The following is a 17,658-nucleotide window of genomic DNA, read 5'->3' on the forward strand; positions in this document are numbered from 1 at the left end:
TCGGACGACACCCCGGCCGCGTCCACGGCGGCACGCCGTGCCCCGGCCGCATCCGAGGTGCCTGAGGCGCCTGACGCACCTGAGGCACCGACCGCTCCCCCGGCCCCGAAGGGCGGCGCCAGGGCCACGCGCGGCAACGCGTTCACCCTCACCGTCGGGCTGTCGCTCGCCCTGCTCGCCGGTGCTCTGCTCTCCGCCGGACTCGGCGCGTACAGCATTCCCCTCGACGATGTCCTCGCCTCCGTCCAGCACCGGATCGGGCTCGGCGGCCAGCCGCTGGACCGGGTCGGCGAGAGCGTCCTGTGGAACGTGCGGCTGCCCCGGGTCGTCCTCGCCCTGCTCGTCGGCGCGTCCCTCGGCTGCGCGGGCGCGCTGATGCAGGGCGTGTTCGGCAACCCGCTCGCCGAGCCCGGAGTGATCGGGATCTCCGCGGGCGCGGCGGTCGGGGCGGTCGCCTCGATCTCGCTGGGCCTCAGCTTCTTCGGCAACTGGACCATCACCGTCTGCGCGTTCGCCGCCGGGCTCGTGACCGTCCTGCTCGTGTACGCGCTGTCGCGCTCCGGCGGCCGGACCGAGGTCGTCACGCTGATCCTCACCGGGATCGCCGTCAACGCCTTCGCGGGCGCGCTGATCGGCCTGTTCATCTTCTTCGCGGACAACGCGCAGGTCAGCCAGATCACCTTCTGGCAGCTCGGCTCACTGGCCCAGGCCACCTGGCCCAAGGTGCTCGCCGTACTGCCGTGTGCGGCGCTCGGCCTGATCGTCGCGCCGTTCTACGCCCGCAAACTGGATCTGCTCGCGCTCGGCGAACGGCCCGCCCGGCACCTGGGGGTGGATGTCGAGCGGCTGCGGGTCGTCCTGGTCCTCGTCGTGGCGCTGCTGACCGCCGCCGCGGTCGCCGTCGCCGGGATCATCTCCTTCGTCGGTCTGCTGGTGCCGCATCTGCTGCGGATGGCGAACGGCCCCGGGCACCGCTTCCTCGTCCCGGGCAGTGCGCTGGGCGGTGCGCTGGTGCTGGTGGTGGGCGATCTCGCGGCCCGGACCGTGGCCGCCCCCGCCGAGCTGCCGCTCGGTGTGCTGACCGCGCTCTTCGGCAGCCCGTTCTTCTTCTGGCTGCTGCGCAGGACCCGTCGTAAGCAAGGTGGTTGGGCATGAGGATGCCGAGAAATCCGTTCGCGGTACGCGGCCGTCGGCTGCCCGTTCCCGTCGCACCCGGTTCGCCGGTCGCCGAAGCCGTCGGTCTCTCCGTCCGGCTGGGGCAGCGGCCGGTGCTCGACTCCATCGATCTGACCGCCCGCGCGGGCGAGGTGGTGGCGCTCGTCGGGCCGAACGGCGCCGGGAAGTCGACGCTGCTGGCGGCCCTGGCCGCCGATCTGCCCGCCGGGACCGGCGAGGTCCGCGTCGGCGGCCGCCCGGTCTCCGAGTGGTCGGCGCCCGAACTGGCCCTGCGCCGCTCGGTGCTGCCGCAGTCCGCCGTGCTGTCCTTCCCCTTCCCGGTCGAGGACGTCGTACGGATGGGGCGGGCCCCCTGGGCGGGTACGGACCGGGAGGACGAGGACGACGCGGCGGTCGCGGCGGCGATGGCGGCCACCGAGGTCACCGGGTTCGCCGGCCGCCCGTTCTCCGCGCTGTCGGGCGGTGAGCGGGCCCGGGTCGCGCTGGCCCGGGTGCTGGCCCAGCGGGCACCGCTGCTGCTGCTCGACGAGCCGACCGCCGCGCTCGATCTGCGCCACCAGGAACTGGTGCTGCGGATCTGCCGCGAGCGGGCCGCCGCGGGGGACGCGGTCGTCGTCGTGCTGCACGATCTGGGGCTCGCCGCGGCGTACGCGGACCGGGCCGCGGTGCTGCACGAGGGGCGGATCGCGGTGACCGGTCCACCGGCCGGGATCTTCACGGGCGAGCTGCTCGGTGAGGTCTACCGGCAGCCGGTGGAGGTGTTCCCGCACCCGCGGACCGGGGTGCCCCTCGTCGTACCGGAACGGGCCTCTTGACCCTCGCTTGACCTCTGCGAGGGTCGTTCATGGGACCCCTGTGACCGGCCCGTTCTCCCCGGTGGAGGGTGAGAGCTGAATCACTGCACAGAGGGGTATCGGTCAGGTAAGGCTCGGTTAAGTTAGGTCCGCCTCACCCGACTTTGTCCGGCCCTTCCCCCTTCTCCTTCCTCCCCGTGGAGCCCGCATGCGAGCCGTTCGTTTCTCCGTCGTCACCGCTGCCGCGACCGTGGCCGCTCTGACCGCCGTCACGGGCTGCGCCGAGAAGAGCGACGGCAAGGCCGAGGGCGCCGTCCGGGTCGTCGCCAAGGACGACTCCTGCGAGGTCTCGAAGACGAAGCTCCCCGCCGGCCATGTCGAACTGGCCGTGGAGAACAAGGGGTCCAAGGTCACCGAGGTCTATGTGCTCTTCCCGGACGACCGCATCGTGACCGAGCGGGAGAACATCGGCCCCGGCACCAAGGCGAAGATCACCGCCGAGGTGAAGGCCGGTTCGTACGAGATCGCCTGCAAGCCCGGTATGAAGGGCGACGGCATCCGGCAGAAGATCGAGGTCACCGGCGGCACCGCGGCCAAGCGCAGCCCGGAGATGGACAGGGCCGTCGCCGGATACCGCACCTATGTGCAGGCGCAGGCCGACGAGACGCTGCCGAAGGTCAAGGTCTTCACGGACGCGGTGGCCGCGGGCGACATCGAGGCCGCGAAGAAGGCGTACGCCGACTCCCGCATCGGCTGGGAGCGCACCGAGCCGGTCGCCGAGTCGTTCGGTGACATCGACCCGAAGGTCGACGTCCGCGAGGACGGCCTGGAGGACGGCCAGAAGTGGACCGGCTGGCACCGCCTGGAGAAGGCGCTGTGGCAGGACAAGAAGCTGGGTGCCGAGGAGAAGGCACTGGCCCCGGTCCTCCACAAGGACCTGGTCGACTGGCAGAACCGGGTCGGCAAGGCCGAGATCACCCCGACCTCGATGGCCAACGGCGCCAAGGAACTCCTCGACGAGGTCGCCACCGGCAAGGTCACCGGTGAGGAGGAGCGCTACAGCCACACCGACCTCGTCGACTTCAAGGCGAACGTCGAGGGCGCGGAGAAGTCGTACGAGCTGCTGAAGCCGATCGCCGTCAGGAACGACGCGGCGCTGACCGCCTCGCTGGACAAGCAGTTCGCGGCGCTGAACACGCTGCTGGACAAGTACCGCGCGGACAAGGCCTCGTACGAGTTCACCTCGTACGACAAGGTCGGCAAGGCGGACCGCAAGGAGCTCTCGGACGCGGTCAACGCGCTCGCCGAGCCGCTGTCCAAGCTGGCCGCCGCGGTCACGAAGTAACGAGGGTTCGAGGAGGCTCCCGCCATGTCCGAGAACACCCCGAGCGCCCCTGTGCCGGAGAGCGTCAGCCCTTCCCGGCGCGCCCTGCTGGGCTGGGGCGGTGCCGGGCTGGCGCTCGGCGCCGTCGCGGCGGGCGGCGCGGTCGCCGCGGTGCGGTCCGACGGGGGCAGCGAGCCCGCCGCGGAGAGCGGGGCCGCGGTGCCGTTCCACGGGGCGCACCAGGCCGGGATCGCCACCGCCGTACAGGACAGGCTGCATTTCGCCGCGTTCGACGTGACGACGAAGGACCCGGCCGAGCTGGCCGCGCTGCTCAAGGAGTGGACGCGGGCCGCGGAGCGGATGACGGCCGGGCGGCCGGTCGGTGACGGGGCGTACGGCGGGCTCGCCGAGGCCCCGCCGGACGACACGGGCGAGGCGCTGGGGCTCAAGCCGTCCCGGCTGACGCTCACCATCGGTTTCGGGCCCTCGCTGTTCGCCGCGGGCCGGTTCGGCCTGGAGGACAAGCGGCCCGAGGCGCTCGTGGATCTGCCCGCGTTCCCCGGGGACAACCTGGACGCCGCCCGCAGCGGCGGCGACCTGTGCGTCCAGGCGTGCGCGGACGACCCGCAGGTCGCGGTGCACGCCATCCGCAACCTGGCCAGGATCGGCATGGGCCGCACCGCGATCCGCTGGTCCCAGCTGGGCTTCGGCAAGACGTCCTCGACGACGCCGGACGCGCAGACCCCGCGCAACATGATGGGGTTCAAGGACGGCACCCGGAACATCTCGGGCACCGACTCCGCCGCGCTGGACAAGCATGTGTGGGTCGGCCCGAAGGACAACGCCGGGTGGATGACGGGCGGTTCGTATCTCGTCGCCCGGCGCATCCGGATGCACATCGAGACCTGGGACCGCGCCCCGCTCCAGGAGCAGGAGGACATCTTCGGCCGGGACAAGGGCGAGGGTGCCCCGGTCGGCAGGTCGAAGGAGCGCGACGAGCCGTTCCTGAAGGCGATGCTGCCGAGCGCGCATGTGCGCCTGGCCCACCCGGACACGAACGGCGGGGCGACGATCCTGCGCCGCGGCTACTCCTTCACCGACGGTACGGACGGTCTGGGCAGGCTGGACGCCGGTCTGTTCTTCCTCGCCTACCAGCGCGACGTCCGCACGGGGTTCCTTCCGGTGCAGCGCGGCCTCGCGGCGCACGACGCGCTCAACGAGTACATCCAGCACGTGGGTTCGGCGCACTTCGCCGTCCCGCCGGGCGTCCGCGACAAGGACGACTGGTGGGGCCGGGCGCTTCTCTCCTGACCGGCGCACGTGACTGACACAGCGGAAGGACCGGCATGTTCGGCAACTATCTGATCGGCCTGCGCGAGGGACTCGAAGCCAGCCTCGTCGTCTGCATCCTGGTCGCCTACCTCGTCAAGACGGAACGCAGGGACGCGCTGCGCCCGGTGTGGACGGGCATCGGGATCGCCGTGGCGATCTCGCTGGCCTTCGGCGCCGCGCTGGAGTTCGGCTCGCAGGAGATGACGTTCGAGGCGCAGGAGCTGCTCGGCGGCTCCCTGTCGATCGTCGCCGTCGGTCTGGTGACCTGGATGGTGTTCTGGATGCGGCGTACCGCGCGGCATCTGAAGAAGGAGCTGCACGGCAAGCTCGACGCGGCGCTCGCGATGGGCACCGGCGCGCTGGTCGCCACCGCGTTCCTGGCGGTGGGCCGCGAGGGCCTGGAGACCGCCCTGTTCGTGTGGGCGTCGGTGCGGGCCAGCGGGGAGGGGTCCGCCGAGCCGCTGATCGGGGTGCTGCTGGGGATCGCCACCGCCATCGTGCTGGGCTGGCTGTTCTACCGGGGTGCGCTGCGGATCAACCTGGCGAAGTTCTTCACCTGGACCGGCGGGATGCTGGTCGTGGTGGCGGCGGGCGTGCTCGCGTACGGCGTCCATGACCTCCAGGAGGCCGAGTTCCTGGGCGGGCTGCGGAACAAGGCGTTCGACATCAGCGCCACGGTTCCGCCGGACAGCTGGTACGGCACGCTGCTGAAGGGCGTGTTCAACTTCCAGCCCGATCCGACCGTGCTTCAGGTCACGGTGTGGGCGCTGTATCTGATCCCCACCCTCGCGCTGTTCCTCGCCCCGGTAGGGTTCGGACGGTCAGTGCGGGCGACGGATCAGAAGGCGCAGAAGGCAACGGATGAGAAGGCTGGGTCGACTGGCGACGGGGTTCGCGACAGCGACGGTGCTGAGCGTGGGCGCGAGCGGCTGCGTGACGGTGCACGGCGAGCTGGAAGTGCTGCCGGGAGCGACGAAGTCTGAGGCCGCGCAGGCCCTCAAGGACTTCACGGACGCCTACAACAAGGCGGACAAGGCATACGATCCGGCGCTGGACGCGGACCGGGTGACCGGCTCGCTCGGCGCGATCAATCAGGCGGGTCTGAAGGCGCGGCAGAAGAACAATCCGGACGGCAACGCGAACCACTCGCCGCTGGAGCTGACGGATGCCGCGTACACGATCCCGAAGAAGGCCGGCTGGCCGCGCTGGTTCCTCGCGGACACCGACTCCAACCGTGACCGGGACAATGGGAAGCTGGACACCCGCTGGCTCGTGGTGTTCGTGAAGACGGGCCCCGACGCGCTGTGGAAGGCGTCCTATCTGGCGGTCGTCGCTCCGTCCCAGGTCCCGGAGTTCCGCCTGGACGCGGATGGCTTCGCGTCGCCCGCACAGTCGGGCGACGGTGAACTGGCCGTCGCGCCCGAGGACTTGAGCACGACGTACACGGACTATCTGAAGGACGGCGAGCCGGATGTCTTCGCCCCCGGGTCGACGACCTCGGGGTGGCGGGAGACGCGCAGGACCACGCGCCGGGCGGGCTTCTCGTACCAGTACGCCGACCGGGCGCTGGACAGCGGGACGTACGCGCCGCTCGGTCTGGCCACCGAGGACGGCGGAGCGCTGGTCTTCTTCAGCAGCAAGCACTTCGAGCGGCAGACCGCGGCGAAGGGGCTGCGCCCGGAGGTCAATGCGGACGTGGAGGCGCTGCTGACCGGTGAGGTGAGGAGCAGCCTCACCAAGGAGCGGGTCTCCAGCCAGCTGGTGTACGTCCCCCGGCGCGGCGGCGGCGATTCCGGCGGCAAGGTGCGCGTGCTGAACCGGCTGCCGGGTCTGACGTCGGCGCAGGGTTCGTGACGGGCGCGGGCGCCGATCCGCCCGCCGGTCCGGCGGGCGGCCGTGCCACGGCGCTCAGCGGCTCAGCGGCCAGGCCACCGAATCGTGGTCGAGGTCGCTCTGCTCGGCGCTGTGCGCATAGCTCGCGCAGGCGTCCGTCAGCGTCTCCAGGAGGGTCAGCGGGTCGGGGAGTTCGTGCTCCGGGCCCCGTACCCAGTGCACGTCCAGCTCACCGGGGAGCCGGGCGGGCGGCAGGAGCACATAGCTGCCCCGGCAGTGCCAGCGCAGTCCGGGGTGCTCGTCCATCGTCTCGGGGTGGCAGTCCAGCTCGCAGGGCCACCACTCGTCCTCGTCCGCCGGGGTACCCCGGGTGGCGGTGAAGAAGAGCATCCGGTCCTCACCGGACTGGGCGACGGGGCCGACGTCGATGCCCGCGGCGAGAAGGCGTTCCAGGGCTTCCCGGCCGGCGGTCAGCGGGACGTCCAGGACGTCGTGGATCATGCCGGTCGCGGTGATGAAGTTGGCCAGCGGCTGGCTGTGGGCCCAGCGCTCGATCTGCGCGCGGTCGGTGGTCGACTGCGTCTGCCAGGCGAAGGAGACGGGGTGCCGGGCGGGGGTGGGACAGCCGACGCGTTCGCACGAACATCGGTATCCCTGGGGATGGGCGGCGGGTGAGATCGGCATGCCCGCCTCGGCGACGGCGAGGAGCAGCGCCACCCGGGCCGTGTCGTCGGCCTCGGCCCGCTGCGGTTTGGGTCGTCGCCGCAGCCACTGGGAGATCCTGCTCTCTGTGCCGCGATAGCGGCCGGAATCGGCGCCCATCTATCCCCTCACCTCTGCGTTACGCATCCATGGTCCCACCATCCTGCGCCTCGGGTGGCCAGAGTTCACCAGCGGGGCCGGGGACCACTGCACCGAGTGAGCACCATCACGCCCGATGTCACCACATACCGGATATCGATCAGGCGTCCGTGGACAGTCCCCGCAGGGCGAGGTCGACGATCGCGTCCGCGTAGTCGTGGGTGAGCGGAAGGCCGCTGATCAGCCAGCGGTGGGTGAGTGGGGCGATCAGCAGCTCCACGGCGACCCTGGGATCGATGTCGTCGCGCACCTGGCCCGCCCGCTGCGCGGCCCGCAGCCGTGTGACATAGAGCCCGATCTGCGGTTCGAGCAGTTTCTCGGCGAATTCGGCGCCCAGCTCCGGATCGATGATGCCCTCGGCGGCGAGTGCCCGGGTGGGTGCCTCGGTCACCGGGTCGTTCAGCTCGTCGACGGTGGCCCGCAGTACGGCCTTGAGGTCGGCCGCCAGGTCACCGGTGTCCGCGATCGCGTACTCCGCCTCGTCGGTCCCTTCCGGAGCCTGCTCCGCCGACCGGTTCTGGAGGTCGAGGTAGGCCTCCAGCAGGACGGCCGCCTTCGAGGGCCACCAGCGGTAGATCGTCTGCTTGCCCACCCCGGCGCGGGCGGCGATACCCTCGATCGTCGTCCTCCCGTAGCCGATCTCCCCGACGAGCGCGAGAGCGGCGTCGTGGATCGCCCGGCGGGAGCGGTCGCTGCGGCGGCTGGAGTCGGGAGCCTTGTGGGATGCCATCCGGCCAATCTATCGCCCCACAAGTCGATACGTATCGTCTTGTGCGCCCGCAGGCCGCCCCGCGGTCCGGGCCGCCCGAGGGGATGCCCCGCGATCCCCGGAGTGAACCACCCGATCGGTCAGCTGCGGGATCGGCCCCGCACGGCGCACCATGGGCTCACGCGCAGACCGTGCGTATCCCACCGTTCCGCGGCACCGGCCGCCGTTCGTGAGGAGCCCCAGTTGAACCGTGACGCCACCCCTCGTCGCTATCTGATGTGCGCCCCTTCCCACTTCAGGGTCACGTACTCCATCAACCCGTGGATGGACCCCTCCAAGCCCGTCGACCTGCCGCTGGCACAGACCCAGTGGGAGGACCTGCGCGACCGCTACCGCGCGCTCGGCCACACCGTCGAGCTGCTCACCCCTCGCCCCGACCTGCCCGACATGGTCTTCGCCGCCAACGGCGCCACCGTGATCGACGGGCGGGTGCTCGGTGCCCTGTTCGCCTACCGGGAGCGGTTCGCGGAGGCCGAGGCCCACCGCGACTGGTTCCGGGAGCACGGCTTCACCGAGATCCGGGAACCGGATCATGTCAACGAGGGCGAGGGGGACTTCGCGGTCACCTCCACCTACGTCCTGGCCGGGCGCGGTTTCCGCTCCAGCCCGCTCTCGCACGACGAGGCGCAGGAGTTCTTCGGGCGGCCCGTCATCGGCCTCGATCTGGTGGATCCGCGCTACTACCACCTGGATACGGCCCTGTGCGTGCTCGACGAGGCGGGCGACGAGATCATGTACTACCCGGACGCCTTCTCTCCGGGCAGCCGGTCCGTGCTGGCCCGGCTCTTCCCCGACGCACTGATCGCCCGGGAGGCGGACGCGGCGGCGTTCGGGCTGAACTCGGTCAGCGACGGGCGCCATGTGCTGCTGCCGCAGGCCGCGACGGGGCTGCTGGACCCGCTGCGGGACCGGGGCTTCGAACCGGTCCCGATGGACCTGGGCGAACTGCTCAAGGGCGGCGGCAGCGTGAAGTGCTGCACACAGGAGCTGCGGGGCTGAGCCGCTACTCCGTGTCGGCCGGCGGCCAGGCGTCGCCCCAGGCGATGTCCCTGGCCGCCCGGTACAGCTCCCCGTGCCGCTTGGTGACGGTGGAGCGGGCCAGGCCCTCGTCCCGCGTGCACAGCTCCAGCAGCACCTGGCCCTTGCGGATCTGCGGCCTGCGGGTGACGCGTGCGGCGACCGGCAGGACGGGGAAACGCGTCGCGACGACGTAGCTGAACTTCTCGTCCTCGTGGCTCAGCGAACCGCCCTTCACCCGCCGGTGCAGCGAGGACCGGCTGACCCGCGCCGAGAAGTGGCACCAGTCCGTGCCCGGCTCGATGGGGCAGGCGGCGCTGTGCGGGCAGGGTGCCGCCACGGTCAGCCCGGCCGCGATCAGCCGGTCGCGGGCCTCGATGATCCTGGCGTAGCCGTCGGGCGTGCCCGGCTCCACGATCACCACGGCCTGTGCGGCGGCCGCCGCCGCGTCGACGAGCTCGGTCCTGGCCCGCTCGGTGAGCTCCTTGAGTACATAGGAGACGGTCACCAGATCCGTGGGGGCCTGCGCCGGCTCCGCGCCGATCCTCGCCTTCTCCCAACGGGCGTCGAGCAGCGCCGGGACGCCCGACAGCCCCGCCAGCTCCCGGCCCAGCTCCAGGGCGGGCTCGGACCAGTCCAGGACGGTGGTCGCCGCCCCCTCCCAGGCCCCGGCGACCGCCCAGCTCGCCGCGCCCGTGCCGCCCCCGATGTCGGTGTGCGTGGCGGGCGCCCACTGCGGTGCCGCGTCGCACAGCGCGGCGAGGGCGGACCGTACCGCTTCGAAGGTGGCGGGCATCCGGTACGCGGCGTACGCGGCGACGTCCGAGCGGTCACGCAGGATCGGGGCGTCGGTGGGCGTGGTGCCGCGGTAGCTCGCGATCAGCCGGTCGACGGCCTGCGCGGCCTGCTTGGGCGGCAGCCCGTCGAGCAGTCCGGCCAGGGCCGAACGCAGGGATTCCGCGGTGGGGAGGGTGACGTTCACCGGCGAATTGTAGGCGGATGTGTCGCCCCGGCCGTATTCCGCTTCGCCTCCACGTAACCGGTACACAACAGCGACCCGGCCGAACTCCTCATCCTTCCGAGGCTGTTGCTACGCTGACCCGCGCGAGATCAGGATTGTCCATCGGGAGAGCCATGAGACAACGGATTGTGCGGCTGGCCCTGGTCGGTGGGGTGTTCTTTTTCGCCCTGCTGCTCCTGCTGGCGACCTGCGGCGGCGGCAAGGGCGACGGGGACGGAGCCAAGAGCGGCGCCAAGCCGAAGAGATCCGTCCTGCCGAGCGCGGGCCCGGTGACCCGGCTCACCGCCCCGCCCGAGTACACGACCGACCGCGGCTGGGAGATCATCGGTTCCTCGCCCGATGTCGCGGTCTCCTACGCGACGGGCCGGATCGCCTACCTGGAGAAGTCCGCCGAGAACCGCTACCGGTTGCGCACCGTCGACACGGCGACCGGTGAACTGGGCTGGGCGGGCCAGGCCTGGCGGCCGCCGGACCCCCTGCACTACCCGAATCTGCTGACCGTCACCAAGAACGACCGGCAGTACTTCGTGACCTGGTCCTACGGGAAGGTCGGCGACGGGCTCTCGCCCTCCGACACCTTTGTCTCCATGGACGTGTACGCGGTGGCGGACGGCACCCGGCAGCGGATCGAGGTGCCGTGGTCCGGTTCTCCGGACATCACCGCCACCGGCCCGGACATCGTGATCAGTGACGGCAAGGCGAACAGCGCGCTCGTCGACCCGATCACGGGCACGGTGACGAAGGTCCCGGCAGCGGAGCTGAAGTACCCCAAGGGCTGCAAGACCTGCAAGCAGCTCACCGAGGTGCGGGGCCAGACCTCGCAGGGCCTGCTGGTCAGCGGCGTACGGGAGTTCTGGACGCGCGACGGCTGGTTCAGCCGGAACGTCGCGCCCAAGGGCGTCGACAAGCTCAGCGGTGTTCCGACGTCCGTGACCCCGGGCCAGGTGCTGGCGAAGTGGACGCTCGACAAGAAGTCGAAGCGGGCGGCCACCCACGAACTGTGGACGGTGCACGACTCGCTGACCGGGAAGCCACTGGTCTCGGTGGAGTGCCACAAGCCCGCCATAAAGCCCGGACGCTATCCGCAGGCCGTCCTGTCCCCCTCGGGCGGCTATCTGATCGCCGGGAACCTCGCGTTCGACCTGGAGGCGAAGAAGGGGTTCTGCTTCGAGGACGACGACGGTTCGAGCCATCTGACCCTCGCCACGGTGACGGACGACGGGATCGCCTACGGGGCGGCCAACGCGCGTGACGCGTCGGACGCGCTGGCCGGGGGCGGGCTGCCGGTCTCGATGGACTTCGCGTCCTGGACGACCGACTCGCTGTCGCGCAACGCGCGGCTGCCGGTGGTCGAGACGACCGGGGTCGGGGTGTTCCGCTGGACGGACCGGCAGGAGCGGATCCATCTGATCGGCTACCCGCGCGGCGACTGACGGACGTAGGGCCACCGACGCACGAAACCCGGCCCGGGAAGCTCTTGGGCCGGGTTTCCGCGTTCCCCGGGCCGGTCGGCTTTCCCCCGGCCGGCTTTCCCCCGGCCGGTTTCCGCGTTCCCCGGGCCGGGGTCGGCCTTCTCCGGGCCGGTCGGCGTTCTACAGGCCGGTCGGCTTTCGTCGGCCCGGGGTTCCGCTGTTCCGGAGACCGCCGTCCTCGCGGGCCGTCTCAGAGACCGCCCGCCTCGCGGCCCTGCCGCTGCCACGGCCTGCACAGGCCGAGGAAGCAGGCCACGGCCGCCACCGCGCACACCACCTGCACGACCGCCATCGGAACGGCCGTCCGTTCGCCGGCGATACCGACCAGGGGCGAGGCGACGGCACCGATCAGGAACGAGGACGTACCGAGCAGCGCGGAGGCGGAGCCCGCCGCGTGCTTGGTCCGCATCAGGGCCTGGGCGTTGGTGTTCGGCATCGCGAGGCCCATCGCCGACATCAGCACGAAGAGCCCGGCCGCGACCGGCACGAGGCCCACCTCGCCGAAGACACCGGTCGTCATGAGCAGCAGGGCCACGGCGGACAGCACGATGACGGCGAGGCCGAAGCCGAGCACCTTGTCCAGGCTGATCCGGCCCACCAGCACCTTGCCGTTGATCTGGCCGACGATGATCAGGCCGATCGAGTTGACCCCGAAGAGCAGACTGAAGGTCTGCGGGGAGGCCCCGTAGATCTCCTGCACGACGAACGGGGACGCCGAGATGTAGGCGAAGAGGACCGCGAAGGCGAGACCTCCCGTGACCATGTAGCCGGTGAAGACCCGGTCGGCGAGCAGCCCGCGCATGGTGCGCAGCGCGTCGGCGACCCCGCCGGTGTGGCGCTCGGCGACCGGCAGCGTCTCGTGGAGCCACTTCCAGACGACGAGGGTGAGCAGGACACCGACGACGGTGAGCACGACGAAGATGCCGCGCCAGTCGGTGATCCGCAGGACCTGTCCGCCGATCAGCGGGGCGATGATCGGGGCGACCCCGGAGATCAGCATCAGGGTGGAGAAGAACCGGGCCATCTCCACGCCGTCGTAGAGGTCCCGCACCACCGCCCTGGCGATCACGATGCCGGCCGCACCCGCCAGGCCCTGGAGGAGGCGGAAGCCGATGAGGAGTTCCGCGGTGGGTGCCAGCGCGCAGATCGCGGTGGCGAGGACGTAGATGACCATGCCGAGGAGCAGTGGCCTGCGCCGTCCCCAGCGGTCGCTCATCGGTCCGACGACGAGCTGGCCGAGCGCCATGCCGGCCAGGCACGCGGTCAGCGTGAGCTGGACGGTCGAGGCGGGGGCGTGCAGGGCGTCGGTGACCTCGGGCAGGGCCGGGAGGTACATGTCCATGGAAAGGGGCGGCAGCGCGGTGAGTCCGCCGAGGACCATGGTGACCAGCAGCCCGGTGCGCCGGGTCGCTGTGGCCCCGGGGACCGGGGCGGTGGGCAGGGGACCTGGACCGGTTTCGGCTCCGGTCCGGGTCATGGGTATGTGCTCTTGCTGGGCCCGGCTTCCGCCGCTGTCCGGCATTCTCGTCTCCACATCGTTGAATCCGCATCTATGCTCTCAGCTCGGCCGGAGTGGTCGATACCTTTTTCTGTGGGGGCGGGCATGAGCGGGACTGTGCGGTGGGGCGTGCTGGCGACGGGTGGCATCGCCGCGAGCTTCACGGCGGATGTGCGGGCGATGCCGGACGCGGAGGTGGTCGCGGTGGCCTCCCGTACGGACGCCTCGGCGAAGGCGTTCGCCGAACGGTTCGGGATCGAGCGGGCCTACGGCAGCTGGGCGGAGCTGGTCGCCGACGACGGCGTCGACATCGTGTACGTGGCCACCCCGCACTCCGCGCACCGGGAGGCGGCCGGGCTCGCCCTGGAGGCCGGGAAGCACGTGCTGTGCGAGAAGGCGTTCACGCTCAACACCCCGCAGGCCGAGGAGCTCGTCGCGCTGGCCCGGGAGCGCGGGCTGTTCCTGATGGAAGCCATGTGGACGTACTGCAACCCGGTGATCCGGCGGATGACCGAGCTGGTGCGGGACGGCGCCATCGGTGAGATCCGCACGGTGCAGGCCGACTTCGGGTTCGCGGGCGACTTCGGTCCCGGGCACCGGCTGCGGGATCCGGCGCTGGGCGGGGGCGCGCTGCTGGACCTGGGGGTCTATCCGGTGTCGTTCGCGCAGCTGCTGCTGGGTGAGCCGGACCGGGTGCGGGCCGACGCGCTGCTGTCCCCGGAGGGCGTCGACCTGAACACCGGGATGCTGCTGGGCTGGGACTCGGGGGCCACCGCCCTGCTCGCCTGCTCGATCGTCGGGCACCACCCGACAGCGGCCACCGTCATCGGCACGGCCGGACGGATCGACTTCCCGGACAGCTTCTTCTACCCGAGCCGCTTCGTGCTGCACCGGGCGGGCGCGGAACCCGAGGAGATCACCACGGGGCCGGGGCCGCAGGGCCTGACCGGTCTGCAGTACGAGGCGGCCGAGGTGATGCGCGCCGTGCGGGCGGGCGAGACCGAGTCCCCGCTGGTGCCGCTGGACGGTTCGCTCGCGGTGATGCGGACGCTCGACGCGGTACGTGACCGCATCGGCGTCCGCTATCCGGCGGACGCGCGGAACTGACCCCGTACCGCTCACGGGGCCGCTCCGCACCGCCCGGTCCGCCGGGAGGCCGGTGAGCGGCCGGTGTCCGGCGTCGGCGGGAGGCCGTACGCGCTACGCGGGGGTGAGCCCCGGGTTCCCGGCCTCGGTGACGAAGGAGCCCGCGGTGGTGAGGGGCGCTCCGGGGGTGGTGACGGCCGACACCGTACGGAAGTCGGCGCGTGCCTCCTTCGTGCCGAGGGCGATGCGCGCGTAGCCGCGGCGCCCGTTGTAGAACTTCATGTGCGGGTTGGCCCGTGTCTGGTTGTTCCAGTTGGCCGGCTTGTCCGAGCCGTCCTTGCCGCTGGCGATGGACGTGGCGACGATCTCCGTGCCGACGGTGCGGGAGGACGGGTCGTCGAAGTCCTGCTTGAGATCGAAGCCGTAGCCGACGTGCACATCGCCGGTCAGCACCATCAGGTTGTCGACCCCGGCGGCCGCCGCGCCGTTCAGGAGCCGCTGCCGGGAGGCCGGATAGCCGTCCCACGAGTCCATGGACAGCTTGAAGGCGTCGGTCGGGACGTCACGTCGCTGCGCGAAGGTGACCTGCTGCGGTACGACGTTCCAGGTGGCCCGCGAGGCGTGCCAGCCGTCGATCAGCCAACGCTCCTGGGCGGCGCCCGTCATGGTGCGGGTGGGGTCCTCGGACTCCGGTCCGGGGACCTTCCAGCCGTCCCCGTACGCCTGGTCGCTGCGGTACTGGCGGGTGTCGAGGATGTCGAACTGGGCGAGCCGGCCGAACTGCAGGCGGCGGTAGAGCCGCATGTCGGGACCGGTGGGCCGCTGCGGGGTGCGCAGCGGCTGGTTCTCCCAGTACGCGCGGTAGGCGGCGGCCCTGCGCAGCAGGAACTCCTCCGGCGGGACGTCGTTCTCCGGGGTCCCGCCCGCGTAGTTGTTCTCGGTCTCGTGGTCGTCCCAGGTGACGACGAAGGGGTGCGCGGCGTGGGCGGCCCGCAGGTCGGGGTCGGACTTGTAGAGGGCGTACCGCAGCCGGTAGTCCTCCAGGGTGACCGTCTCGCGGTTGTAGTGCGCCGGGAGCCTGCGGTCGGTGTAGTTGCGGGCGCCGCCGGTCGCGGTGACCGCGTACTCGTAGAGGTAGTCGCCGAGGTGGAAGACCACGTCGACGTCCTCCTGGGCGAGGTGCTTGTACGCGGTGAAGTAGCCGTCGTGGTACGCCTGGCAGGAGACCGCGGCCAGGGTCAGCGAGCTGTTGCGGGCGGTGCGGGCGGGTGCGGTGCGGGTGCGGCCGACCGGGCTGATCCAGCCGCCGGCCCGGAAGCGGTAGTAGAGGGTGCGGTCGGAGTCGAGGCCCTTGATGTCCGCGCGGACGCTGTGGGCGAACTCCGGGTGGGCGGTGACCGAGCCGCGCCGGACGATGCGGCGGAAGCGCTCGTCGCGGGCCACTTCCCAGCCGACCTGGACCCGGACACCGGGCAGTCCGCCGCCGGGCTCGTAGGGGCGCGGCGCGAGTCTCGTCCAGAGCAGGACGGAGTCGGGCAGCGGGTCGCCGGAGCCGACGCCGAGGGTGAAGGGGTCCTCGGTGACGCGCCGCGCGTCGAGTTCGGCGGCACTCGCGACGCCCGCGGAGGGCAGGTTCACCGCGAAGGCGAGCGCGGCGGCGGCGCCGGTGGCGGTGAGGAAGCGGCGGCGGCCGACGCCCTCACCGAGGTGGCGGGCGGCGGCGCGGAGTTCCGCGGAATGGCTCTGCTGACCGGGCGCGGTACTGAACGGTGCGGGTGTCATGTGCCCCTCCCCTGACGACTGTTGTCAAAGGCATTGGAGTGCGGGGCGACGACCTGTCGTTGTCGGGTACACAACATCCTCATGGCGGCTCGATGAGCACCGCGTGCCACCTGCGACTACACCTCCCGTACGCTGCCGGGCCATGAACACTGAGCGGAGAGTCGCCGTCGTCACGGGTGCGGGTTCGGGTATCGGACGGGCCGTCGCGCTCGCCCTGGCGGAGGCGGGCTGGTCGGTCGCCCTGGCGGGGAGGCGGGAGGAGCCGCTGGAGCGGACGGCCGGGGCCATGGCTTCACAGGACGTGCTGAGCGTACGCACCGATGTGACCGACCCGGACGAGGTCGACGCGCTCTTCACCTCGGTTCGGGAGCGATTCGGCCGTCTGGACCTGCTCTTCAACAACGCGGGCACCTTCGGACCGGCGTCGGTGCCGGTCGAGGACCTCGCGTACGAGGACTGGCGTGCGGTGGTGGAGGTCAATCTGACCGGGGCGTTCCTGTGCGCGCAGGCGGCGTACCGGCAGATGAAGGAGCAGGACCCGCAGGGCGGCCGGATCATCAACAACGGCTCGATCTCCGCCCACGCGCCGCGCCCGCACTCGATCGCGTACACCGCGACGAAGCACGCGATGACGGGCCTGACGAAGGCGCTGTCGCTGGACGGGCGCCCGTACCGGATCGCCTGCGGGCAGATCGACATCGGCAACGCGGCGACGGAGATGACCGAGCGGATGCGGACCGGCATCCTCCAGGCCAACGGGGAACTGGCGGTGGAGCCGGTCATGGCGGCGGCGGACGTGGCCCGGACGGTGCTGCACATGGCCGAACTGCCGCTGGAGGCCAACGTGCAGTTCGCCACGGTGCTGGCGACGACGATGCCGTACGTCGGACGGGGCTGACTCCGCGCCCCCGCGGGGCGGCGCTCGGCCGGTGCCGGCCTTCGGCGGGGGCCAGGCCCTTCGGGGGCCGGACAGGTGGCCTGAACTCGCCGCGAAATGGCAGGTTTTACGGATATCTCCATCTGGCCACCACGCGAACGTCGGCAACCCGTATGCTCGCAACCCTTACGCCTTCACCGTTCCTACACGTAAGGACCACACAGCATGCGCATACGCACCGCTGCGCCTCTCGCCCTGGCCGCCGCCACCGCTCTGGCCGGCTCGCTCCTCGCCACGGCACCGGCCTCGGCGGCCGCCCATCAGGGCGGGCTGCACCTCGGCAAGATCCAGTACGACAGCCCCGGCAAGGACAACCGCTCGAACAAGTCCCTCAACGCCGAGTGGGTGGACATCCACAACAACGGCAAGAAGAAGCTCCAGCTCAAGGGCTACAAGCTGAAGGACAACACCGGCTACACCTACACCTTCGGCAGCTACACCGTCGGCGCGGGCAAGACCGTCAAGGTCCGCACCGGCAAGGGCAAGAACGCCTCGGGCAGCGTGTACTGGAACCGCGGCTCGTACGTCTGGAACAACACCGGTGACAAGGCCCGGCTGATCAAGCCGAACGGCAAGCTCCAGGACTCCTGCTCCTTCAAGAAGTCGAGCAAGGGCGTCAAGAACTGCCACTGACCCGTCGTCGGGCAGCCTTGACCCGGCCGTCGCGGTCCCGACCGGGACCGTGACGGCCGTCGGCCGCCCCCGGTACTCCCGGCGGCTCCCGGCGCTTCCGGTGCTCCCAGTGCCGCCCCGCGG

General features: G+C 71.3%; 15 protein-coding genes and 1 pseudogene. 11 read left to right on the top strand and 5 right to left on the bottom strand.

The features are described from left to right. The first annotated feature begins 57 nt into the window (after positions 1–57). From OG251_RS10890 to OG251_RS10915, 6 genes are all read left to right on the top strand, one after another. Complete coding sequence (locus tag OG251_RS10890) at positions 58–1,155, top strand: FecCD family ABC transporter permease (RefSeq protein ID WP_326681217.1); 1,098 nt, start codon at positions 58–60, stop codon at positions 1,153–1,155. Continuing rightward, entirely contained in the window at positions 1,152–1,991 is an 840-nt protein-coding gene (locus tag OG251_RS10895; protein ID WP_326676970.1) for a heme ABC transporter ATP-binding protein, read from the top strand. Before OG251_RS10890 ends, OG251_RS10895 begins: the two co-directional genes overlap by 4 nt. 187 nt (positions 1,992–2,178) lie before the next feature. Beyond that, complete coding sequence (gene efeO / locus OG251_RS10900; protein ID WP_326676971.1) at positions 2,179–3,315, top strand: iron uptake system protein EfeO; 1,137 nt, start codon at positions 2,179–2,181, stop codon at positions 3,313–3,315. A 24-nt stretch (positions 3,316–3,339) separates the two neighbouring features. Next, the gene (gene efeB / locus OG251_RS10905) at positions 3,340–4,605 is read left to right on the top strand and encodes an iron uptake transporter deferrochelatase/peroxidase subunit (RefSeq protein WP_326676972.1); all 1,266 of its coding nucleotides are present in this window, start codon (positions 3,340–3,342) and stop codon (positions 4,603–4,605) included. Between the two features lie 35 nt (positions 4,606–4,640). After that, on the top strand, positions 4,641–5,609 hold the full coding sequence (gene efeU, locus OG251_RS10910; protein WP_326676973.1) for an iron uptake transporter permease EfeU: 969 nt from the start codon (positions 4,641–4,643) through the stop codon (positions 5,607–5,609). Next, positions 5,497–6,480, top strand: a complete 984-nt coding sequence (locus tag OG251_RS10915; RefSeq protein ID WP_326681218.1) for a hypothetical protein — start codon at positions 5,497–5,499, stop codon at positions 6,478–6,480. Before efeU ends, OG251_RS10915 begins: the two co-directional genes overlap by 113 nt. A 54-nt stretch (positions 6,481–6,534) precedes the next feature. Here the strand turns inward: OG251_RS10915 and OG251_RS10920 are convergent, their stop codons facing one another. Further along, the gene (locus OG251_RS10920) at positions 6,535–7,281 is read right to left on the bottom strand and encodes a bifunctional DNA primase/polymerase (protein ID WP_326676974.1); all 747 of its coding nucleotides are present in this window, start codon (positions 7,279–7,281) and stop codon (positions 6,535–6,537) included. A 139-nt stretch (positions 7,282–7,420) separates the two neighbouring features. Further along, the gene (locus OG251_RS10925; RefSeq protein ID WP_326676975.1) at positions 7,421–8,050 is read right to left on the bottom strand and encodes a TetR/AcrR family transcriptional regulator; all 630 of its coding nucleotides are present in this window, start codon (positions 8,048–8,050) and stop codon (positions 7,421–7,423) included. A 201-nt stretch (positions 8,051–8,251) separates the two neighbouring features. Between OG251_RS10925 and ddaH the strand changes: the two are divergent. Then, positions 8,252–9,088, top strand: a pseudogene (ddaH, locus tag OG251_RS10930) (dimethylargininase); the annotation flags it as partial. Positions 9,089–9,092: 4 nt separating this feature from the next. Here ddaH and OG251_RS10935 read toward each other — a convergent pair. Continuing rightward, positions 9,093–10,088 carry a small ribosomal subunit Rsm22 family protein gene (locus tag OG251_RS10935; protein WP_326676976.1) on the bottom strand — a complete coding sequence of 332 codons (996 nt, stop codon included), beginning with the start codon at positions 10,086–10,088 and terminating at the stop codon, positions 9,093–9,095. 152 nt (positions 10,089–10,240) lie between these two features. Here OG251_RS10935 and OG251_RS10940 point away from each other — a divergent pair, with 152 nt between their 5' ends. Beyond that, entirely contained in the window at positions 10,241–11,560 is a 1,320-nt protein-coding gene (locus tag OG251_RS10940; RefSeq protein ID WP_326676977.1) for a hypothetical protein, read from the top strand. A gap of 229 nt (positions 11,561–11,789) precedes the next feature. Here the strand turns inward: OG251_RS10940 and OG251_RS10945 are convergent, their stop codons facing one another. Next, positions 11,790–13,121 carry a multidrug effflux MFS transporter gene (locus tag OG251_RS10945; protein WP_326676978.1) on the bottom strand — a complete coding sequence of 444 codons (1,332 nt, stop codon included), beginning with the start codon at positions 13,119–13,121 and terminating at the stop codon, positions 11,790–11,792. 81 nt (positions 13,122–13,202) lie between these two features. Between OG251_RS10945 and OG251_RS10950 the strand changes: the two genes are divergently transcribed. After that, complete coding sequence (locus tag OG251_RS10950) at positions 13,203–14,204, top strand: Gfo/Idh/MocA family protein (RefSeq protein WP_326676979.1); 1,002 nt, start codon at positions 13,203–13,205, stop codon at positions 14,202–14,204. Between the two features lie 93 nt (positions 14,205–14,297). On the opposite strand, the gene OG251_RS10955 is transcribed toward OG251_RS10950, so the two are convergent. Then, entirely contained in the window at positions 14,298–15,965 is a 1,668-nt protein-coding gene (locus OG251_RS10955; RefSeq protein WP_326676980.1) for an alkaline phosphatase D family protein, read from the bottom strand. Positions 15,966–16,107: 142 nt separating this feature from the next. On the opposite strand from OG251_RS10955, the gene OG251_RS10960 reads away from it, so the two are divergent. Both OG251_RS10960 and OG251_RS10965 read left to right on the top strand, forming a co-directional pair. Beyond that, positions 16,108–16,863: an SDR family oxidoreductase gene (locus OG251_RS10960; protein ID WP_326676981.1), complete on the top strand. Its 756-nt coding sequence runs from the start codon at positions 16,108–16,110 to the stop codon at positions 16,861–16,863. 204 nt (positions 16,864–17,067) lie between these two features. Then, positions 17,068–17,535 carry a lamin tail domain-containing protein gene (locus OG251_RS10965; protein ID WP_073724953.1) on the top strand — a complete coding sequence of 156 codons (468 nt, stop codon included), beginning with the start codon at positions 17,068–17,070 and terminating at the stop codon, positions 17,533–17,535. Positions 17,536–17,658: the final 123 nt, after the last annotated feature.

Source organism: Streptomyces sp. NBC_01237 (genome assembly GCF_035917275.1).
GTDB lineage: Bacteria > Actinomycetota > Actinomycetes > Streptomycetales > Streptomycetaceae > Streptomyces.